General features: G+C 63.8%; 18 protein-coding genes and 2 pseudogenes. 10 read left to right on the plus strand and 10 right to left on the minus strand.

Annotated features, from left to right (window positions below):
• Positions 1–15: 15 nt before the first annotated feature.
• From G0Q01_RS12655 to G0Q01_RS12670, 4 genes are read left to right on the plus strand one after another with little or no spacing between them, the layout of a single operon-like run.
• Positions 16–531 carry a TRAP transporter small permease gene (locus G0Q01_RS12655; protein WP_164213495.1) on the plus strand — a complete coding sequence of 172 codons (516 nt, stop codon included), beginning with the start codon at positions 16–18 and terminating at the stop codon, positions 529–531.
• A complete protein-coding gene (locus G0Q01_RS12660) occupies positions 531–1,838 on the plus strand; it encodes a TRAP transporter large permease (protein WP_164213496.1) in 1,308 nt (435 codons plus the stop codon). Before G0Q01_RS12655 ends, G0Q01_RS12660 begins: the two co-directional genes overlap by 1 nt.
• A gap of 53 nt (positions 1,839–1,891) precedes the next feature.
• Complete coding sequence (locus tag G0Q01_RS12665) at positions 1,892–3,349, plus strand: glutamine synthetase family protein (protein WP_164213497.1); 1,458 nt, start codon at positions 1,892–1,894, stop codon at positions 3,347–3,349.
• Between the two features lie 2 nt (positions 3,350–3,351).
• Positions 3,352–3,690 (plus strand): 5-carboxymethyl-2-hydroxymuconate Delta-isomerase, encoded by a 339-nt coding sequence (locus tag G0Q01_RS12670; RefSeq protein WP_164213498.1) that lies wholly within the window; start codon positions 3,352–3,354, stop codon positions 3,688–3,690.
• A gap of 67 nt (positions 3,691–3,757) precedes the next feature.
• On the opposite strand, the gene G0Q01_RS12675 is transcribed toward G0Q01_RS12670, so the two are convergent.
• Genes G0Q01_RS12675 through G0Q01_RS12685 form a run of 3 tightly spaced genes read right to left on the minus strand, consistent with a single transcriptional unit; the run spans position 3,758 to position 5,885 of the window.
• A complete protein-coding gene (locus G0Q01_RS12675) occupies positions 3,758–4,225 on the minus strand; it encodes a hypothetical protein (RefSeq protein ID WP_164213499.1) in 468 nt (155 codons plus the stop codon).
• Entirely contained in the window at positions 4,222–5,451 is a 1,230-nt protein-coding gene (locus tag G0Q01_RS12680) for an aromatic ring-hydroxylating dioxygenase subunit alpha (protein WP_164213500.1), read from the minus strand. Before G0Q01_RS12680 ends, G0Q01_RS12675 begins: the two co-directional genes overlap by 4 nt.
• A gap of 20 nt (positions 5,452–5,471) precedes the next feature.
• Complete coding sequence (locus tag G0Q01_RS12685; protein ID WP_164213501.1) at positions 5,472–5,885, minus strand: Rieske 2Fe-2S domain-containing protein; 414 nt, start codon at positions 5,883–5,885, stop codon at positions 5,472–5,474.
• Positions 5,886–6,043: 158 nt separating this feature from the next.
• On the opposite strand from G0Q01_RS12685, the gene G0Q01_RS12690 reads away from it, so the two are divergent.
• The 4 genes from G0Q01_RS12690 to G0Q01_RS12705 all read left to right on the plus strand — a co-directional run bounded on the left by G0Q01_RS12690 (position 6,044) and on the right by G0Q01_RS12705 (position 10,267).
• The gene (locus G0Q01_RS12690; RefSeq protein ID WP_164213502.1) at positions 6,044–7,219 is read left to right on the plus strand and encodes an FAD-dependent oxidoreductase; all 1,176 of its coding nucleotides are present in this window, start codon (positions 6,044–6,046) and stop codon (positions 7,217–7,219) included.
• Positions 7,220–7,222: 3 nt separating this feature from the next.
• Positions 7,223–7,675: a flavodoxin domain-containing protein gene (locus tag G0Q01_RS12695; RefSeq protein ID WP_164213503.1), complete on the plus strand. Its 453-nt coding sequence runs from the start codon at positions 7,223–7,225 to the stop codon at positions 7,673–7,675.
• 209 nt (positions 7,676–7,884) lie between these two features.
• Positions 7,885–9,087, plus strand: coding sequence for an IS256 family transposase (locus G0Q01_RS12700; RefSeq protein WP_164213504.1), 1,203 nt, complete (start codon positions 7,885–7,887; stop codon positions 9,085–9,087).
• A gap of 289 nt (positions 9,088–9,376) precedes the next feature.
• On the plus strand, positions 9,377–10,267 hold the full coding sequence (locus tag G0Q01_RS12705; protein ID WP_164213505.1) for an alpha/beta hydrolase: 891 nt from the start codon (positions 9,377–9,379) through the stop codon (positions 10,265–10,267).
• 378 nt (positions 10,268–10,645) lie between these two features.
• Here the strand turns inward: G0Q01_RS12705 and G0Q01_RS12710 are convergent, their stop codons facing one another.
• The 6 genes from G0Q01_RS12710 to G0Q01_RS12735 form a co-directional block, all read right to left on the minus strand.
• Positions 10,646–12,526 carry a bifunctional sugar phosphate isomerase/epimerase/4-hydroxyphenylpyruvate dioxygenase family protein gene (locus tag G0Q01_RS12710; RefSeq protein ID WP_164213506.1) on the minus strand — a complete coding sequence of 627 codons (1,881 nt, stop codon included), beginning with the start codon at positions 12,524–12,526 and terminating at the stop codon, positions 10,646–10,648.
• Complete coding sequence (locus G0Q01_RS12715) at positions 12,523–13,374, minus strand: shikimate dehydrogenase (protein WP_164213514.1); 852 nt, start codon at positions 13,372–13,374, stop codon at positions 12,523–12,525. The genes G0Q01_RS12710 and G0Q01_RS12715 overlap by 4 nt, the downstream gene beginning before the upstream one ends.
• A gap of 85 nt (positions 13,375–13,459) precedes the next feature.
• Entirely contained in the window at positions 13,460–13,957 is a 498-nt protein-coding gene (locus G0Q01_RS12720; protein ID WP_164213507.1) for a TRAP transporter small permease, read from the minus strand.
• Positions 13,958–13,983: 26 nt separating this feature from the next.
• The gene (locus tag G0Q01_RS12725) at positions 13,984–14,961 is read right to left on the minus strand and encodes a TRAP transporter substrate-binding protein (protein WP_164213508.1); all 978 of its coding nucleotides are present in this window, start codon (positions 14,959–14,961) and stop codon (positions 13,984–13,986) included.
• A gap of 30 nt (positions 14,962–14,991) precedes the next feature.
• A complete protein-coding gene (locus tag G0Q01_RS12730) occupies positions 14,992–16,272 on the minus strand; it encodes a TRAP transporter large permease (RefSeq protein WP_164213509.1) in 1,281 nt (426 codons plus the stop codon).
• A 2-nt stretch (positions 16,273–16,274) separates the two neighbouring features.
• Positions 16,275–17,537 carry an FAD-dependent oxidoreductase gene (locus tag G0Q01_RS12735; protein ID WP_164213510.1) on the minus strand — a complete coding sequence of 421 codons (1,263 nt, stop codon included), beginning with the start codon at positions 17,535–17,537 and terminating at the stop codon, positions 16,275–16,277.
• A gap of 171 nt (positions 17,538–17,708) precedes the next feature.
• Between G0Q01_RS12735 and G0Q01_RS12740 the strand changes: the two genes are divergently transcribed.
• Positions 17,709–18,644: a LysR family transcriptional regulator gene (locus G0Q01_RS12740; protein ID WP_164213511.1), complete on the plus strand. Its 936-nt coding sequence runs from the start codon at positions 17,709–17,711 to the stop codon at positions 18,642–18,644.
• 423 nt (positions 18,645–19,067) lie between these two features.
• Positions 19,068–20,108: pseudogene (locus G0Q01_RS12745) on the plus strand (IS110 family transposase).
• A 175-nt stretch (positions 20,109–20,283) separates the two neighbouring features.
• Here the strand turns inward: G0Q01_RS12745 and G0Q01_RS12750 are convergent.
• Positions 20,284–20,597: pseudogene (locus G0Q01_RS12750) on the minus strand (hypothetical protein); the annotation flags it as partial.

Genomic DNA, 20,597 nt, shown 5'->3' on the forward strand with positions numbered 1-20,597 from the left:
GTTCCAGGACCCTTCATGTTCGTCACGCTCCTTCGGCGCATCTCAGGCCCGGTCGAAGCCGCCTGCCTGCTCCTCGGCGGCCTGTGCCTGTTTTACATGGTGTTTGTCGTCGCCTTTAACGTTCTGGCACGGATCGTCTTTGACGCCACCGATACGGCGGTGAACCTGATGATCCCCGGAGCGATCGAACAGGTGTCCTACCTCTTGGGGATCATCGCGCTCGCAGCGCTGGCCGCCTCACTGAAAGAAGGCATGATCGCTGTCGATTTCGTGGTCGAGCGCCTGCCCGACCTGCCCCGTGCGCTGGTGGCGCGCTTCTGGTTCCTCGGCGTGGTGGCCCTCGCTCTGGTACTGGCGTGGCTGTTCTGGGAGGACGCGCTGGCAACCCATGCGCGCGGCGAGGAGACGCAGGACCTGCGCATCCCGATGTTCCTGATCTACGGGCTCTATGCCCTGCAATGCCTGGCGCTTGCGGTGATCGCCCTGCGCGAAAGCTTCACCGCCGACGGCCACCACGCGGAGTTGCTGTGATGACCCCTCTTGCCATTGGTATTGCCGCAATCGCGGTCATGTTCGTCATCGTAATCCTCGGCGCGCCGATCGGGCTCGCGATGATCGCGGTCGGCTTCGCGGGCTTCTCCGCGATCGTCGGCGTGGCCCCCGCGCTGAGCGTGCTGAAGACCGCAGCCTTCGAGACCGTGACCAGCTATTCCTTCACCCTGATCCCGCTCTTTCTGCTGATGGGGAACCTGATCTCCCGCTCCGGCGTGGCCTCGGATCTGTTCAAGGGTGCGCTGCTGCTCACCCGAGGCTGGGCCGGCGGGCTTGCGGCCGCGGGCATGACGGCAAGCGCCGTCTTTTCCACCGTCTCCGGCTCCTCGCTGGCGACGGCCTCGACCATGACCCGCGTCGCCTACCCGGAAATGAAGGCGCACGGCTATGACACGCGGCTGTCCACCGGATCGCTGGCCGCGGGCGGCACGCTCGGGATCCTGATCCCCCCGTCGATCGCGCTGATGCTCTATGCGCTGATCACCGAACAATCGGTCGGCACGATGTTTCTCGCAGGGATCCTCCCCGGCGTGCTGGCCTTCGCGCTTTATATCGTGACGATCCTCATCATGGCGCGGTTCTGGCCCCCGGTCACCGATCCGGCTCAGACCGAGGCAGTCGCAGCCGAACGGGGCGGGCCGCTCGAGGTGCTGCGCCTCTTTGCCCCCGCCATCGTGCTTTTCGGACTGGTGATGGGCGGGCTCTACGGCAACTTCTTCACCCCGACCGAGGCGGGCGGCGTCGGGGCCGCACTGGCGCTGATCTTTGCGCTCTGGCGGCGCACGCCGCGGGCCGAGCTCATCGCGGCCTTTTCCGAGGCGATCGTCTCAAGTGGCGCGATCTTCCTGATCCTGATCGGCGCAGAGGTGTTCGGCTTTGTGCTCTCGACCTCGCAATTGTCGGGCGCGCTGGTCGGCTTCCTGAGCGACAGCGGCTTTACCTCTTGGCAGGTGCTTCTGGCGATCCTGCTTTTCTACGTGGTCCTCGGCTGCTTCATGGAGAGCCTTGCCATGATCCTGCTCACGGTGCCGATCTTCTTCCCGGTGATCCTCGCCAACGGCTTCGATCCGATCTGGTTCGGCGTCATCGCCGTGGTGACGGTGGAACTGGGCATGATCACGCCGCCGGTAGGGATGAACCTCTTCATGGTGAAAAGCGCCTCGCGCGGAGTGCCGCTGACCAAGATCATCGCCGGCGTCGTGCCCTTTGTGGTCGCGGACGTGATCCGCCTCGGCATCCTTCTGGCCTTCCCGGCGATCTCGCTGCTGCTGACCGGACGGCTCTAAGATTCAAGACGAACGCGCGTCCCCAATAAGCGCGCGAGACAGGCAGGACCAAAATGACCTCTCATCTCGACACCATCTCCTCGGGCCGCCTTGCCCGCGACGGCTTGCTGAGCGCCGAGGCGCAGCAGGGTGCCGCCGATCTTCTGGCGCGGCTCGAGCATGGACCCATCGAAACCGTCCGCGTGGTCTTTGCCGACCAGCACGGGCTGCTGCGGGGCAAGACGGTGACCGCCGAGAGCCTCGGGTCGATCTTCCGCTCGGGGCTGAACCTGCCCGGCACCCTGCTGCTGAAGGACACCTCCAACCGCACCGTGTTTCCGATCTGGGACGGTCGCAGCCCCGGCGTGATGGCGACGATGGCCGGCGCGGGCGACATGCTGGCGGTGCCCGACCCCGCCACCTTCCGCGTGCTGCCCTGGTCGCCGCATTCAGCCTGGCTGTTCTGCGACCCCTACACGCGCGACGGCCAGCCCCTGCCCTTCGCCCCGCGCCCGACCCTGCGGCGCGCGGTCGATCTGCTGGCCGCCGAGGGCTATTCGCTCACCGTCGGGCTGGAGGTCGAATTCCACGTCTTCGCCCGGACAGACGCTTCGCTGGGACACGCTCAGGCAGGCATGCCGGGCACGCCGCCCGTGACCGCGCTGCTGGATCAGGGCTACCAGTATCTTGCCGACATGAACTACGACCGGCTCGAGCCGGTGATGGACCTGCTGCGCCGCCATGCGCAGGCGCTGGATCTGCCGGTGCGCTCGACCGAGGTCGAGATGGGACCGAGCCAGTTCGAATTCACTTTCGAACCCGCGGATGCTCTGACCCATGCCGACAACATGATCATGTTCCGCACCATGGTGAAGGAGGTCTGCGCCCGCGAAGGGCTGCACGCGACCTTCATGTGCCGCCCGAAAGTCGACAACAGCGCCTCGAGCGGCTGGCACCTGCACCAGTCGCTTTGCGACACTTCCGGAGCGAACCTGTTCATTCCGCCCGCCGAGGGCCAGCTGAGCCCGCAGGCCGACCACTGGATCGCCGGCCTTCTCGCCCATGCACCGGAAAGCTGCCTGCTGACCACGCCGACGGTGAACGGCTACAAACGGTATCAGCCCTTCCAACTGGCCCCCGACCGGATCGAGTGGGGCTATGACAATCGCGGCGCGATGGTCCGCGCGCTCATGGCGCCTGAAGACGGGGCGAGCCGGGTGGAGAACCGTGTGGCGGAACCGGCGGCGAACCCCTACTTCTACTTCGCCTCGCAGATCCTGTCGGGCCTCTCAGGTCTCCGTCAGGGGCTGAACGCTCCCGCGCCGGTCGAGAACCCCTATGACAATGACGCCCGCGCCCTGCCGCCCAGCCTCATTGCCGCGATCGAGGCCTTCGAAGGCGGGACCCTGTTCCGCGACATGCTCGGATCGGATTTCTGCGACTACATGTCGACCCTGAAGCGGGCGGAGTGGAAGCGCTATCTCAGCATCGTCACGGAGTGGGAACAGCAAGAATACTTCGGGATCTTCTGAGAATGCCGCATCTCGTCGTTGAATATTTCGCACCCAAGGGGCTCGACGGGCCGTCGGTTCTGTCGGACCTGCTGGACACGGCGGTTGCCACCGGCATCATGCAGAGGGCCGATGTGAAGGCGCGCCTGCTGCCCTCCGAGGCGATCCTTATGGGGGACGGGCGCGGCTCATTCATTCACGTGACCGTTTCGATGCTGGCCGGGCGCACGCCCGAGGCAAAGCTCGGCCTGTCGGTCGCGCTGACCAGCAAGCTGCGCGAGATCTGCCCCGACATCGAGGCGATCAGCGCGGACATCCGGGACATGGATCCCGCCTGCTACAAGAAGAGCCTCAAGGCCTGAGGCCCCAAATCAAATGCCGCCCGGCGGGGTCGCCGGGCGGCACGATTGATCCCCGAAAACGGACCGTTCAGGCGGTGAAGGCGCTGCCTCCCGGCTGCTCGGCAATCCGGGCAAAATCCTCGGTCAGCTCGGTCGCCGGAATGCTTCGCCGGTTCGCAGCGCCACCGAGGCTCAGCCCAATCCCCCGAAAGAACGCGGGCTCCGCCAGGCGGATGTCCTGCGGCAAAGCCTGATCCGCGCGCGTATCCAGCCAGCGCCAATCGCCGGTGCCGATCAGCACCGGCTCGGCGTCCGCCCCCGTCCGCACCGCAGTCAGGGACAGACCCTCGATCACCCCCGCATAGCCGTCGCGCAGGTGCAGAGGCACCGGCTCTTTCGGTCCGAGCCCGGCGATGTCCATCACCGGCGCGTGCCAGAGCGCCAGCCAGACCCAGCCCAGATCATGCCGCTCCATCATTTGGCGCACGGATTCCTTCAGGGTGAAGTAGCCGTCCAGGATATCCTGGAACGGCTCAGCCCCGGTCGGCGTGCTCATACCGAGGCATCCCACGGGCAGGCCGCGCGGCGGGTCATGTCATATTTCCAGCTCGCCGCCTGCCAGTCGTCGCTGTGGGCAATCGCGTCGTTCGACAGCGGGCCGATGAGCGCCGAGGTGCCCGGCTGATCCTGCATCGGCAGGCGGTCGAACTGTCCCGCGCCCACCGCCTTGATCGCCTTGCGAAGGAGCAGCCGGTACCGGACGATCGCCGCGTCTCCCCGGCCGAGGTGCTCGCGGGTCCTGTCCTGGATCGCGCCCATGCCTTCCACCGCCCACTGGTCGTGCACGTTGATGTCCATCCCCATGCCCGTATAGGTCTCGGTCTTCTGCTCTGCGGGATTGTAATGATAGTCGTTCGACTTGTTCTTCAGCGGCGCATAATCCGGCAAAGAGTGCTCCTGCAGCCGCTGTTCGCGCATCAGGGATTTGTTCACCGGCTTGTCGAAGCTGGTAAACATGGTGACCCAATAGCAGTTCTCGTCATCGACCGGCACATGCCACTGGGTGATGATCATCTCGCGCGACATCGGGATGCAGATCGCCGAGGGGAAGATCTGGTTGGTCACCCGCACATGGGTCAGCCCGCCGTCCATATGGCGCAGCGAGGTGATCTTGAGCCCGAAATCGGTCTCTTCGACCTCAATGTCCGGGCGGGGGTATTCGCGCAGCACTTGGGTGATCGGCATGTTGGTGTCCGCGGCCTTGTCGCGGAACTGCTTACCGTAGCTGTCGGCGGGATCCTCGTCCTGCAAAAAGCGGTGCAGGAAGGAGGCGTGTCCCGGGTCGATGCCAATCTCGAGCGCCTGCAGCCAATTGCACTCCCACAGCCCCTTGAAGGCAAAGACATGGCTGTCGGGCGCACGGAAACAATCGAAGTTCGGGAAGGCCGGCGGCGCGCCCTCGCCAAGATAGGCGAAATAGATGCCGTTCTTTTCGACGACCGGATAGACGGGTGCGCCCTCGACCGGATGCAGGTCGGCTTCGGCCGGGTGGTGGGTCGGCGCTTCGTCCGGCGAGGCCACACGGGCGGTCAGGGTCATCGTACCGTCTGTGCCGCGCAGCAGCACCAGCCGCTCGCCCAGCAGGTTGACCGGGAGCTTCGACATTCCGGGCGTCATCTCGTCCGTCAGGGCGGCGGGCTGCCAGTAACGGCGGTGCACGGCGCCGGCCTCGGAGCCCGGGCCGATGCGGGTGATCTGGTCGTTCAGTTTCTGAGAGATCATGCGAGGGTCCTTTCTGGTGCTCAGGCTGTGGCAGGTGCGGCGGTCAGCGCGGGCGGAGTGCCCTCGCCGAACCAGGCAAAGATCGCGCCGTCCTGTTCACTGACCGGATAGCTGGGCAGCTTGATGGTCTGGTACATGGTGGAGTCCGCAGGCTCTGCGGGCTGCTCGGTGCATTTCCCGTCGCGGTCGAAATGCCAGCCATGAAAGGGGCACCGAAGACCGTTGTTCTCGTGGCGGCCGAAGCAGAGGTCGGCGCCCCGGTGCGGGCAGTGGCGACCGATCAACCCCAGCTCGCCCTCTTCGTCTCGAAAAAGAACCAGCGCCTCGCCCATGGCGTTCACCGGAACCACCGGACGCGGTCCGTCAAGATCGCTGGACTGGGCAATTTTGATCCATGTGGTCGGCGGGCTGGCATCATGTGTGGCCACGGTCATCGGGCGCTCCTGTGAGGTCGTGCAAATTTTATGCGCTGCATTTGGTCGATTATCGACCATCCGCGCTTTATAGAAACTTCTCATTGATTTTTCGCGCGGTCAATGTGATTGATCGCAAAACTCTGAATGAGACCGGACAAAAGGACATCGCGGCGTAAATGACCGGAAAAGTGGCAATTGTCGGGGCCGGACCGTCCGGCTGCTACACGGCGCAGGCGCTTCTCAAAGCGGCGCCGGGGCTTGAGGTCGATGTGATCGACGCCCTGCCCGTGCCTTATGGACTCGTGCGCTACGGCGTCGCGGCGGACCACCAGGGCACCAAGGCGGTGACCCGCCAGTTCGACCGGGTCTTCACCCGCATGGGCGGGCAGTTCTTCGGAAATCTGCGGATCGGTGCGGATGTGAGCCTGACCGATCTTTGCGGCGCGTATGACGCGGTGGTTCTGGCGGCCGGCCTGTCCGCGGACTGCCCGCTCGGCCTGCCCGGAGACGACCTGCCGGGGATCATCGGCTCCGCCCGCCTGACCCGCGCGCTCTACGAGCACCCGGACGCCGGGCCCCTGCCCGAACTTGGCGCACATCCCGTGATCATCGGCACGGGCAACGTGGCCATCGACATCCTGCGCCTGCTGGTCAAGACCCCGGAGGAGCTGGCCGGCAGCGACCTCGGGCCCGGCCCCAGCGATTGGCTGTCCCGGCAGCGCGTCGAGAGGATTACCATTGTCGGGCGCTCGCCCGCCGCGGCTGCAAGGTTCGACCCGGCAATGATCCGGGAACTCGCCACGCTGAGCCGGATCAATGCCAGCATCCAGCCGCCCACGCAGGGCGGCGCGGGGGTCGAGGGCCTTCTGGCCACGCTTGCCGAGACGACCTCCGGCCGGCTGCCCGTCGAGTTTCGCTTCCAGACCACGCCGACCGCGGTACGCCGCGGGCCGAGCGGCCTGCTTCTGGACGTCACCACGCCGAACGGGGCAGAGACGCTCTCCGCCAGTGCGCTGCTCACCGCCATCGGATTTGCCTCGAACCAAGCGCTGACGGGCGAACAGGTCGCGGGCTGCTATCACACCGGCTGGTTCGCGAACGGCCCCACGGGAGCCCTGCCGCGCTGCCGAGAGGAGGCGCAGGCTCTCGCCGCCCGCATCCTTCGGGAAATCGCGCCCGATCCCCACAGACCCGGCCGTCGCCTCTTGCAGGACGTCCCCGGCACGGTCGATTTCGCCCATTGGCAGGCCATCGACGCGCACGAAAAGGCAGTTGCCGCGCCTGAAAGGTGCCGGCGAAAGCTGGCGCAGCGCTCTGACCTGCTGACCCTCCCGACACTTCAGGACGTCTGACCCATGAACATCGCTATCTTTTACGGAACCGAAACCGGCAATGCCGAGATGCTGGCCGACGATCTGTCGACCGCGCTGGACGAGGCGCATGAAACCTCGGTCAGTAACCTTTCAGACACTGCCCCGGACGCCCTGCGCACGGCGGATCTGAACATCATCCTATGTTCCTCCTATGGCGACGGCGATCTGCCTGCATCGGCGCAGCCCTTCGCCGACCGGCTGGAGGCCCAGAGCCCCGATCTCAGCGGCGTCCGCTTTGCGATCTTCGGCCTGGGTGACCGCGAATACCACGCGACCTTCGGCAGCGGGTCGATGAAACTCGCCGACAGCCTCATCCGGCGGGGTGCCACGCTGATCGGTGAGCGCGTCGTCCATGACGCCGCCAGGGGCGATCTGCCGGAAGACATGGCGCTTCCCTGGGCAGAAGACATCATCGCGGGCTTCCATCCCAACTAGTGGAGTCCTGATCCTTATCGCCTTAGAACCTTGAGAAGTTGGAAATGGGGCCACCCAACCGTAATGGGGGTTTGCCAAAGCCAGATCGAAGAAGTGCTTGGTGCGTGTCGGTGGGTGACGTCCCAGGTCGTGGTGTAGCTTGCGGTGGCCATCGGGTTTCCCGGTAGGGTTGGGTTGCGACAACCAACCTGAACCAAGGACTTCACCCGATGACCAAACCTATGATGGACCTGCGTGCGCTTGTCGAAAAGAGCGCAGACGCCGACGTGCTGCGTGAGATGATCGGCTTCGCGGCGGAGCGGCTGATGGAACTTGAGGTCGGCGCCAAGGCCGGCGCTGACTACGGCGAGAAGAGCAGCGATCGGCTGGCGCAACGGAACGGATACCGCGACAGAGACTGGCAGACCCGTGCGGGCAGCGTCGAGCTGCGCATCCCGCGCCTGCGTACCGGGTCGTACTTCCCGTCTTTCCTCGAGCCACGGCGGTCCGTCGAGAAGGCCCTGACGGCCGTGATCCAGGAAGCCTACGTTCATGGCGTATCGACCCGGGCCATGGATGATCTTGTGCAAGCCATGGGCGGGACCGGCATCTCGAAGAGCCAAGTAAGCCGGTTGTGCGAGGAAATCGACGACCGTGTCGATGCCTTCCTGACCCGCCCGATCGAGGGAGAGTGGCCATACCTGTGGATCGATGCGACCTACCTGAAGGTACGCCAGGGCGGGCGCATCGTCAGTGTCGCGGTCACGATCGCCGTGGGCGTCAACATGGATGGCCGACGCGAGGTTCTGGGCATGGCGATCGGCGCCTCGGAAGCTGAACCTTTCTGGACCGACTTCCTTCGCGATCTCGTGCGGCGCGGCCTGTCAGGCGTGAAGCTGGTTATCTCTGACGCTCATGAGGGCATCAAGGCGGCCACGGCCCGCGTGCTGTCGACCAGCTGGCAGCGGTGCCGGGTTCACTTCCAGCGCAATGCCTTGGCCCATGCCGGCAAGAGCAGCCGGCGGGTGGTGTCAGCCTTCATCGCCACGGCCTTTGCCCAGCCTGACCACGCGGCGGCAAAGGCCCAATGGCGCCAGGTCGCGGACCAGATGCGCCCAAAGCTGCCCAAGCTCGCAACGCTCATGGACGGGGCCGAGGAGGACGTCCTCGCCTACATGACCTTTCCCCAGCAGCACCGGACGAAGCTGCACAGCACGAACCCCATCGAGCGTCTGAACGGCGAGATCAAGCGGCGCACCGATGTCGTCGGGATCTTCCCCAACGAGGCATCCATACGCCGCCTCGTCGGCGCCATCCTGATGGAACAGACCGAGGAATGGACCGTCCAGCGTGGCAGGTACATGACGCTGGAAACGCTCGCTCCTGTCTGCGATGATGTCGTGGTCAGCCTGCCTGCAGCGCAGCGCGACTGACAAGCTCGGCCCGCCGGTGAGCGCGAGGCCCGTCGTAAGCTACACCACGCCGCGGGACATCATCTGTCGGTGGCCCCACATTATTCTTGTTCTGCAATCCTCTAGGCCCAGAAATTGGCCTTCTTCACCCTCGCAAGACCTGAAGTAAGGAGGACCACTTATTTCGACGCCGAACCTACCACGGCCCAGATGCTAGCTGCCTCGGTGTGGCAAGTGACTAGGGTAGTGAACAAAAAATGGCGGGGTCCTGCATTTGACCCGGCACCCCACGCGGAACAGGAGCCAATTCATGATACTTGAACTTGCTGCAGAGATCGATGACTGGAACACCGGCATTGAAAATGTGGTGGAAGCGGAGGACGGCAGTCGCACTTGGCCGGAGTTGTTTGTTGCGCAGTTTATGGGGTGGCGACCACTGACCGCTAGCCTGCGCACACCTCCGGGTGACGGGCCGCATCCGGTAGTTGTCTATATTCATGGCGGTGGCTGGCTAAAGGGCCATCCGCACCTGGTCAGCCCGGTCAACAGAAAACTTCGGATCACCGAACAGCTTCTGGCAGCAGGCTATGCAGTGGCAGCGATCTCCTATCGGCTGATCGGCGAAGGGCCGTTTCCGATGCAAATTCATGACTGCGCTGCAGGCGTGCGCTTCCTTCGAGCCAATGCCGGAGCATTTAGAATCGACCCAGAGCGATTTGCTGCATTTGGCCAGAGTGCGGGAGGTCACATGGCCCTGTTGCTTGGCGTTTCGCTACCGCCCGAGTTGCAGGGTGAAGTCGGCATGACCGGCCCGTCCTGCAAGGTGCAAGCGGTTGTGGACTGGTATGGGGTGGCAGACATGATGATTCCCTATCAGGGTCAAAGCGTGGAAGAGCGGCTCCATCTTCCTGAAAATCCGGTCGGGCGCTTGTTGGGTGGCCCGGAAGGTGGCGAGGCCATGGCATTGGCTGCATCACCGGTGTCGCACGTGGATGGAACAGCTGCACCAGTATTAATCCAGCATGGCACCGCCGATACGATTGCGACGTTTGAGCATGCGGAGCATATGCGAGACACGCTCCTCGCTCATAACATTCCGGTGGTATTCGAGCCGCTTCAGGGCGCCGAGCACGGCTTCCCTAATGTCGAAGCTTCGCAGCTGATGCCCCAAATGCTGGACTTCCTGAAGAAATACCTTTGAGATCGTTTGCTACCTGCTGAACAACCACCGCACAGGTGATGGTCACGTCCGTGAGCATGGAATTGCAAGTGGGGAGCCTATCTGGCAGGCCGAATCTTGTCAACGCCGCGCCTCCCAGAAAAGTCAGGCACGGACATCAAGGCCGCGGCGTTGGCTCCTCCACCAAGCATGCCAGCCTTAGAAGGCTTCGCAAACGAACCCGCCTCAGCCGACCATGATCGGATAAGGTCGAAATATGTAACTATCGCACATGAGCCGGGTCTGATTAGCCTGCTGTGTTGCGTCCCTCACAGAGTTTGGGACTGCAGTTGCACCGGGCTGTACGCAAGCTCCCGTAACTTTGCGTTGTCTGATGGTAGGTTAGAGCCGCGATATGGATTAATCCTGCGGCACGCCCTTGGGCAGCGCAAGGCGCTTCTGCGCCGCGATGCGGAACGGCGAGTTCGGCGCGCCATAGCCCGCGTAGCTGCCCCGGCGCTCGACAATCTCGAAGAACAGCCCGCCGGACATCGCGCGGCTGTAGAGTTGCCGGAAGCTGCCCGACTCATCCTCGTCATAGAGGATGTTGAGCGATTTCATCCGCGCCAGCTCTTCCGCTGGGATATCAAAACGGCTGGCGAGGTCGTCATAGTAATTCGCCGGGATCGGCAGCGCTTCGAAGCCGGCAGCCTCGAGCGTATCGGCCGTGGTGAACATATCGTCTGTGACAAAGGCGATATGCTGCACCGGTGCGCCGAAGCTTTCAGCCAGAAAGGATCCCGCCACCGTGCGATGTGTCTCGGCACCGTTGAGCGTCATGCGGAATGCGCCGTCCGGTGCCGCCAGCGCCTGCGATCGGACCAGCCCGTCGGGATCGATCACATCAACCATCGGTGCCTTCTCCATGCCCAGAAGCGAGCAGTAGAACAGCGACCAGCTGAGCATCTCGTCATAGGTCATGGTCTGCGCGATATGATCGACACGGCGCAGCCCAGCCCCCTGCGGCCCGTAGCGGTCGGCGCCGAATTCCTCGTGCCAGACCTGCGCATGGGAGTCGTCGAGGAAATGCAGCACGCTACCGCCAAGACCACGGATCGCGGGAATGTCGAGCTGCCCGACAGCCGGGGGCTGTGCAAAGGAGCTCGCGCCGAGCGCCGTCGCGCGTTCCAGTGTCTCGGCCGAAGAGGCGACGGTGATCCCCACATCACAGACCGAGGTGCCATGCATATTGAAGGCGGAGCCGGCGAAATCGCCCTCCTCTTCGTTAACCACGATGCGGATGTCGCCCTGCTGCCAGAGGGTGATCGCCTTGGCTAGATGCCGCCCAGTCTCGACGAAACCGAGTGCGGTGAGTTGGGTGCGCAGCTTGTCACCTTCGGCCCCGCGCGTCGCGAATTCTACGAAAGCGGTGCCTTCGAGCTTCTGGCGGGGCGGAATGACCGGCAGATCGGCCTTCACCTCGGGCTCGGTCCGGCGCACGTCGTCCAGCAAGGTGACCAGCGCGCGATAACCATCGCGGGCGATGGTGCGAGGGCTGCCGCCACGGAACTGGTCGTTGAAGATCTCGAGGCTGACCGGCCCGGTGTAGCCCGCGGCGACCACCGCGCGCATGAAGTCGGTCATGGCAAGATCACCCTCGCCCGGCATGTTGCGGAAGTGGCGCGACCAGTAGAGCAGGTCCATGTCGATCTTCGGCGCATCGGCCATCTGCACGAAGAAGATCTTGTCGCCCGGAATTTGCCGGATCGAATTGGGGTCGAGACCGCGGCCGAGCGTGTGGAAGCTGTCGACGATGAGCCCGATGTTGGGATGGTCGGCCCGGCGCACGATCTCCCAGGCATCGCGGTGGTCATTGACGTAGCGGCCCCAGGCCAGCGCCTCATAGCCGACCCGCAGCCCCCGCGCCGCAGCCCGCTCGCCGAGCTCGCGCAGATCATCCGCAGCCCGCTCGACGCCGCCGAGCGCCTTGGGATGAAGCGAGGAGCAGACCAGCATGAGGTCCGCACCCAGATCCTGCATCATGTCGAACTTGCGCTCTGCCCGGTCGAAGGCCTTGGCCCGCAGCGCGCCGGGCAGCCCCTCGAAATCGCGGAACGGTTGGAAGAGGTCGATGCTCAGCCCCTTGTCGCGGATGCGGTTGCCCACGTCGCGCGCGCTGCCGCTGTCGGTGATGAAATCCTGCTCGAAAATCTCGATCCCGTCGAAGCCGGCGGCGGAAATCGCCTCGAGCTTCTCGGAGAGGGTTCCCGAGATCGAAACCGTCGCGATGCAGGTCTTCATTCGGCATCTCCCATATCGACAAGCGACTTGCGCAGGGCCACGTCATCGAGGCCCAGGCCCGAGAACAGCTTCCAGGCATGCACCCCCTGATAGAAGAACAGCTCCCAGCCCGAGATGACCTTGAGCCCCGCCGCCTCGGCGTCCTGCAGGAACTGCGTGTGGACCGGCGTGTAGACCGCGTCGAAGACCCAACCGGCGCCGGCGATAGCCCCGGGCGCGAGCGGAGTGCCCTCATAGCCGACCATGCCGACAGGGGTGCAGTTGATCAGCCCGGTGCAGCCTTCAGCGGCCTTTTCGGCGCTGAGCCAGATGCTGATCTCCATGTCCGGGGCGACCGAGTGCAGTGCCTCGGCCAGCGCCTCGGCCTTGGCCGGGTCGCGGTCGACGAGGCGCAGCGTGCGCGCCCCCAGCCCTGCGAGGCCGAACGCCACGGCGCGGCCGACCCCGCCGGTGCCGATCATCAGCACCGTGCCGGTGGGCTTGTCGCCCATCACCGAGCGGTAGGCGGACATGAAGCCCGAGTAGTCGGTGTTGAAACCCTTCGGCATCTCGCCGCCGAAGATCACCGTGTTGACCGCGCCGACCGCCCGCACGAGGGGATCGTCCACCTCGACCTTGCCAGCGGCGATCTCCTTGTAGGGATAGGTTACGTTGATGCCGCGGTAGCCCTCGCCCTCGCAGCCGTCGAAGATCTCGTCGAAGCTGCGTACCATGTCACGCGGCACCAGCCGGTCGTAGCGCACCGCGATCCCGTTCTGATGCCCGGCCAGCCCGTGCAACATTGGCGACTGCGACCGCGCAATATTGTCCCCGATAAGGCCGAGGCGGAGGGTGGCATTTCTGCACATCACGTCAGTACTCCGGGTGGTTCCTGTAGCGAAAAGGTAGCAGACTGCCCCAGTCACAGGGGGCGGGCACGGGCAAATTGCCGCGCTACACGTGTTCTGGCTCGTGCGGGCTCGGCGGCTCGATCCAAGGCGCCACAGCGTTGATCGACGCCTGCAGCGCCATGGGCACGAAACAGAACACTGGCGCGATCTTGAAAACAGTATCGGGTATGCGGAAGACCGGAGTTTCCAAGCCAAGAAATTCCCAAACGTTCCCCAGCTGCACCAGCACGTAGACCGAAAGAACGATTGTTGCGATGTTGATGAGCGTGTCGAACACACGGTTCGTCCGGGGGCCCAGCATATCGACCAGCGCGGTCACAACGATGTGCCGGCGCGTCCGAAAAAGGACAAAGGCCATGAGGAAGACGATCCAGGTTATCGCCAGTTGCGTGAGCTCGGCTGACCCGACGAAGGCGCGCCCCAGGAAGTAGCGCATGACGACCTCGAGCAGGATGCCCACGACCAGTGCAAGCAACGCGGCCTGAGAAAGCCGCAGATAGAGCGCGCTGATCTTGGCAAGAATGGTGTCGATGGTTTTCATTTCAGTCTCTCCCCGGGGCGGCGCGCTTACTTGATCTCTTGGATGGCAGCGTAGAGCCCTTCGGCCCAGAGCCCGTCCGCTTCCTGCGCCAGCGCCGCATCGCTCAGCTTTTCTGCGAAGAGCGCGCGGTCGACCTCGAGGATGGTCGCGCCATCGGCCTCGAGCTGACCTCGCACGGTCTCCGCCGCCGCCGAAACGAGCTCGGCCGAGAAACTCGCGGCATTGGCGGCTGCCTCGAGGATTATCCGCTGCTGCTCCTCGTCGAGGCGCGACCAGCGCATGCCGTTCATCGACACGGTGACGGAATCGTAAACGTGGTTGGTCAGCGACACATAGGGAGCGGCAAGGTGGAACTTCTGGCTCAGCACCGAGTCATATGGCGCTTCCATCGCATCGGTGATGCCGGTCTTGAGCGCCTGGAAGCTGTCCGCCCAGGGCACTTGAGTGGGGTTTGCGCCCAATGTCTGCCAGGTCTTGATATAGGAAGGGATCCCCGGCACGCGGAACTTCAGGCCCGTCAAGTCCTCGGGCGTTTCCACCGGCCGGGTCGAAACAACGACACGCGGCAGCTTCGACCAGTTGCTGGCAAGCATCTTGATCCCTGCCTCATCGAAGAGCCGGGCTTCCATGTCCTTCTCTAGGTCCGAGTTCAGGAAGTCTTGGAAATGGGTGTTGTCGCGGAAGGTGAAACCCCAGGAGACCACGTTGTAATCTCTGACGAAGTTGCCGTAGTTCGACAGGCTTTCAACGACCAAGTCGAGCACCCCGGCGCGCAGCTGCTGGATGGCCTTCTCGCCCGAGCCAAGCTGCCCAGCGGGGAAGACCTGGATGTCGATCTCGCCCGCGGTGCGCTCGCGCACCTCATCGGCGAAATGGGTCGCCGCAAGACAGGTGGTCGAGGTTTCCGCCGAGGGGCACGCCAAACGATAAGTCGCGGCGGAAGCATCGGCGGCGGTCAACGACAGCGTAGCGAGGGCAAGCGTTGAGATGAGTGCGGTTTTCATAGGTTCCTCCCTTTCGAAAACGGTTTGGTATCAGTTGCTCGGAAGCAGCAGCTCTCCCGGCAGGAGCACGAGGCTCGGCACGTAGGTGATCAGCAGCAACACGAGCAGAATGGGGATCAGGAAAGGCATGATCGCGCGGGCAGTGTCGATGAACCGTATCTCCGCGATCTCGGTGACGATGTAGAGGCACCAGCCAAGTGGCGGCGTGATCAGGCCGACTGTGAGGTTCAGCACCACCACGACACCAAGGTGAACCGGATCGACGCCCAGTGCGGTGCCCATGCCGACCAGCGTCGGTGTGAAGATGACAAGGATCGAGGTCAGGCTCATGAAGGTGCCGAGCAGCAGCAGGATGATGTTGACCGCGAAGAGGAAGGCCAGGTGACCGTAGCCGGAGGCCTGGAAGAACTCCGCCATCGCCTGCGGAAGCTGCTCGGTCGTGACCAACCAGCCGAACAGAGAGGACATGCCGAGGATGAACATGATCTGCGTGGTGGTGATCAGCGCCTCTTCCAGCATCGATCCGAGGTTCGACCAGTTCATGTCACCATAGGCCATCGAGACCACCGCAGCGTAGAACACGGCCACGACGCCCGCCTCGGTGGGCGTGACAATGCCAAAGACCAGTCCCGCAAGGATCACCACCGGCGTGGCGAGGGGCGGCGCGTTGCGCACAAAGCTGCAGGCGATTTCGCGCAAGCTGGCCCGCGGTTGCGGCACCACGCCCTCCTTCTTGGCAGCGAAATAGACGTAGATCATCATGAAAAGGCCCAACAGCAGACCGGGCACAAGCCCCCCGACGAACAGCGCCGGGATCGAAACCTCGGACATGGAGCCATAGAGCACCATCAGGATCGACGGCGGGATGATCGGCCCGATACAGCTCGAGGCAGCCGTGACCGCGGCGCTGAAGGCGCGCGAATATCCTGCCTTGGTCATCGCCTTGATCTCGATCCGTCCCAGACCCGCCGTGTCCGCCACCGCCGAGCCCGAGATTCCGGCGAAGAACAGGCTTGAGACGATGTTCACATGCGCCAACCCGCCGCGGATATGGCCAACCAACAGCCCGGCAAAGTGGAAGATTCGGGCGGTGACACCGCCGACATTCATGATTTCGCCAGCGAGCACGAAGAACGGGATTGCCAGCAGCGTCACCCCGCCGAGGCTCTCGACCATCGAGAAGATGAAGATCGAGGGCATGACGTCGCCCAGCAGGATGTAGACCATCGAGGCGAATCCCATGGCCAACGCCACAGGCGCACCCATAGCCATGAAGACGCCAAAAGTGATCAGAAGCGCAGTAAAGGCCATGCTCAGACTCCCAGGAACGCGTTCTCGGACCGCAGGCGCGCCTGCAGGTCGGCAGTGTCGATGTTGCGTACTTCGCCCTGCGCGGAACTGGCTGCAAGCGCCGCCCCGATCCCTGCTGCATGCCCCATCGCCATGGCCGTAGGCATGACACGAAGCGCAGCAAAGGCCTCATGGGTCGCCGAAATTCCGCGACCAGCAGTCAACACGTTGCGCAAACCCGAGGGGATAAGCGCGCGGTAGGGAATCGAATAGTGGTGGTCGTCGCCGAACTCGATGAAAGTCAGCTCGGTGCCCGTGGGCTTGTGTACGTCAATCGGGTAGGCTCCGCAGGCCACGGTGTCCTCGTACACGCATCCTTCGGTGATCTCGTCGCGGGTGATGATGTGCTCGCCCTGTACACGGCGCGTGTCACGAATGCCAAGCTGCGGTGCCAGTGCCGACAGTCGCGCGCGCGCGCAGCCCGGCATATGCGCCTTGAGAAAGCGCGCGATCTCGACCGCCTGCCGCCGGCCCTCGATTTCGCCCTCGCTGACCGAAAAAGGATCATCGGGATCCACCGACACCCGCGAGATGTTGAACCAGGCAGCATCGGCACCCGGCACCCGAGAGTAGTGCAGCGCCGCGCGCGGCAACGCCCCCGACCGCAACCCCGCCGTCACGACGCGGTCGCGATCCTCGCGCGTCATCGCTTCCATTTGCTTCAGGTCGACCGGCGACATCTCGAACATCATGGTGCCCGGCTGCAGCGCCTCGTCCTTTTCAAGCTCAAGGAAGGCGCCGCCGGCGACGGTGACCAGGGTCATGTCACCCGAGGCATCGACGAAACTGCCGGCCCTCGCGACGATTGGCGTACCGGCCGCCCAGATCCCGACCGAAGACACCCGGCCATTCTCGGTCTCCGCCGCCATCACGAAGGATTTGAACAGGACGGTGACCCCCGCCTCGACCAGCATCTGCTCGAGCGAGACTTTGAGGATCTCGGCATCATATTCAATCCGGTTCATCTCGTGCCCGGTCGACATGACGAAGGTGCCGATCTCGCCACAGCCGCCATCGGTCCTCAGGCGGGACACGATGTCATCGGCCACGCCGCAGACAACCTTGCGACCGGAGCGAGTCTGCCAGCCGACGAACTGACCGACCATTCCGGCCGTCGCCGCTCCGCCAAGAAATGCGTTCTGCTCGACCAGAAGTACCTGCGCACCGCTGCGGGCCGCCGCCAAAGCCGCCGCGGAACCTGACATCCCTCCCCCGACGACGATCACATCAAAGATATGGTCACGCCCGACGTGATGCGGGCCTGCTTTGCGTGATGACATGGGGCGTCTCCTCCGTCGCGTGTCCTTGCAGTCCGGAGACTTTAATTTGATCACTCAACAAAGGTCGATTAACATCTGCCAAGTTCTGATTAACAATCTGTTAAATGGAGGCGACTCGTGATCTCGATCAGGCAGGTGGAAGTGGTTCGTGCGGTCATGGCCGCGCGGTCTATCAATGGCGCGGCGCAACTGCTCAACGTGTCAGCAGCGGCGGTGAGCCGCATGCTGCGTCACACCGAGTCGCAGATCGGCTTCGATCTCTTCGCCCGCACGCCCTCGGGATTCGTGCCCACGACCGACGCCACTGCGCTGATGAGCGATCTCGAAACCATCCACCGCAGCCTCAAGCGGATTGAGGACCGGCTGGCACTGCGGGACACCGAGGAATTGCCGCTGCGCATCGGCAGCTCGCCGGGACTGGGCCAGAGCGTGATCCCCCAGGCGCTCTCCAGCTTGCACCGCAAGCATCCCGCACTGCGCTTTGAGCTCGGCAGCCTGCACGTCGACGAGGTGGTGCCGATGCTGGAGTTCAGACGCTATGACTTCGCGTTGACGATCTACGATCTCAAGGATCCACGCGTCGAGGCCGTCACCATCGCGGAGGCGCCTTTGGTTTGCCTGATGTCAAATACCCATGTGCTGTCCGGCAGGCACCGGGTCACGCTGGACGAGGTCGCGCGCTACCCGATGATTGGCTACGGCGCGCACGCATTTCAGCAACGGATGATCGACGACTTGTTCAGGGAGCGCGGGCTGACACCCGATTACCACGCAAGGTGTCGGCTGATGAACACCGCTTGCGCACTCGTTCAGGAGGACATCGGCCTAACACTGCTGGACGAATTCACCATCTTCGGACGCGCCCCCGTGGGAACACATGTTGCGCAGCTCGACATCGACTACCGCTTCCCGCTCAACGTGCTGACCTTCAAGGATGCGCCTCTCTCGCGGCTGTCAGAGGCCTTTCTTTCAGAGGTAAAGTGCGTTCTGTCTGCATCAATCGGCGCGCCTAACGTCAGCGCTTCAATGCAAGCCAGGGCCAATTCCAGTTAGGAATCGCAAGTGCCCCAAGATTCGCAAATCACGGGGACGGGCCACGGATAAGGTCGAATTATGTGTGTTCCAATGTCAACGGCGTGCACAATCGGTCCACTTTGGCGGCGGGATACTCCTGCTGCGGACGGCGTAAAAACCCGCCACTTTGCTCTTCTTGCGGCGGCAGGCTGGACGTGGAGAACTAAACTGTGGAGTTATATCAAAAGACTCGTCTGGCCTGCGCCGACGGCATGAGAAGATAGTGCCCCCGCGCGTGGTGTAGGAGCGTCGACCTTCGGAGAGGTCCGGGTCTGATCAGGATGCCACGGCGGGCAACCTGACGGTGGGATTGTCGGTGACGCGGGCCAGGGTTTCAAGATGTCGTCATGGGGCAGCCAAGACCGGATAGGCTGGCGCTTCCACATCCCAGAGGAGGACGGCATGAAGACCTTCATCGGCATTGACGTTTCGCTTGCGAGTTCCGCAGTTTGCGTGCTGGACGAACATGGGCAGGTCGTCAAGCGGGCGCAGATCGACAGCGAGCCCGAGGCGTTCACAGCGTTCCTGCGGGACTTGCCCTGGACCATCGAGGCGATTGGGCTCGAGGCCGGCCCGCTGTCGCAGTGGCTTCACCGCAGTTTGGGGGAAGCCGGCTTCGCGCTGATCCTGATGGAGACGCGGCAGGTCAAGGCGGTCCTGAAGGCCATGCCCGTGAAGACAGATCGCCGCGATGCCGAGGGGATTGCGCAACTGCTTCGCATGGGCTGGTTCAGGCCGGTTCACTGCAAGTCTGTATCCGCCCAGGAGATGCGCGCCCTGCTCAGCGCCCGCAAGTCGGTCCAGAAAGCAGCACTCGACATCGAGCAGTACTTACGCGGCGTGCTGCGCAATTTCGGTATGAAGCTCGGTCCCGTTGGCAAGGGCAAAGGGCGCTATGAGGCACGGGTCCGCTAACTTGTCGCGGGGAATGCTGCGCTGGAGACAGCCGCATCGGCCATCCTCGACGCCCGGGCGATGCTGCGCGACAAGTTGTCGGCGCTGGACTGCAGGGTGATCGAGCTTGCCCGGCAGGATGAAGCCTGTCAGCTGATGATGACGATGCCGGGCATCGGCGCCGTGATTGCTCTGACGGTGCGCTCGGCGATCGATGACCCGGCACGGTTCAGATCGTCGCGGAACGTCGGACCATGGGTCGGCCTCACACCTCGGCGCGAGCAGTCCGGCGAGCGCGATGTCACCGGCCGGATCACCAAGGCAGGAGATGTCGCCCTGCGAACGGCTCTCTTCAACGCTGCCACCGTGATGATGCATAATGCGAGGCCCTGCTGGCTCAAGGCATGGGGCATGCAGGTTGCCAGGCGCCGCGGTTCGAAGCGCGCCACGGTCGCCGTGGCACGACGGATCGGTGTCGTGCTTCACCGCATGTGGCTGGACGGCACTGAGTTCCGCTTGCAGCGCGATACGGTGACGTTGGCCTCCTGAGACGACCATCGACACGGAAAGAAGGAGAAGATCAACTCCTGGCAGGGTCTGCCCTCGCCACGACGAAGTCCCTACCGGGACGCGGTTTCCGGCGACGCCGGACATGTGCCTGCCACCGGACGTTCCGTCCGAGCGCGTTTTCAAGATGGGTGCCCGGAAACCGATCTCACCGACATCAAGTAGGCGGCCAATGTGCTGACCACGGACGGAAGCATGACACCGGTACGGCAGCTGGGAGTGGAATTGATGGCGCTGCTGAGGGAACATACTGCCCAGCGGAACGCGAGGCGCGGGTCGCGCTCCGATATCTGGGGTCTACGCGCCACCCGCGCCTCGCGTTCCGCTGCCAGCCCGGCAAATGCGGCAACGTTCCTATGCACATTACGTATTGACGACCAAGGCCCCAAGACGGAAGGCTCATGTATCGCCGCGCCACTGCCCATTCATCGTTGGTTTCGAGCATCAGAGCGCCGACGAGGCGGATGATGG

It is taken from the genome of Salipiger sp. PrR007, from assembly GCF_010499845.1.
Classification (GTDB): domain Bacteria; phylum Pseudomonadota; class Alphaproteobacteria; order Rhodobacterales; family Rhodobacteraceae; genus Salipiger; species Salipiger pacificus_A.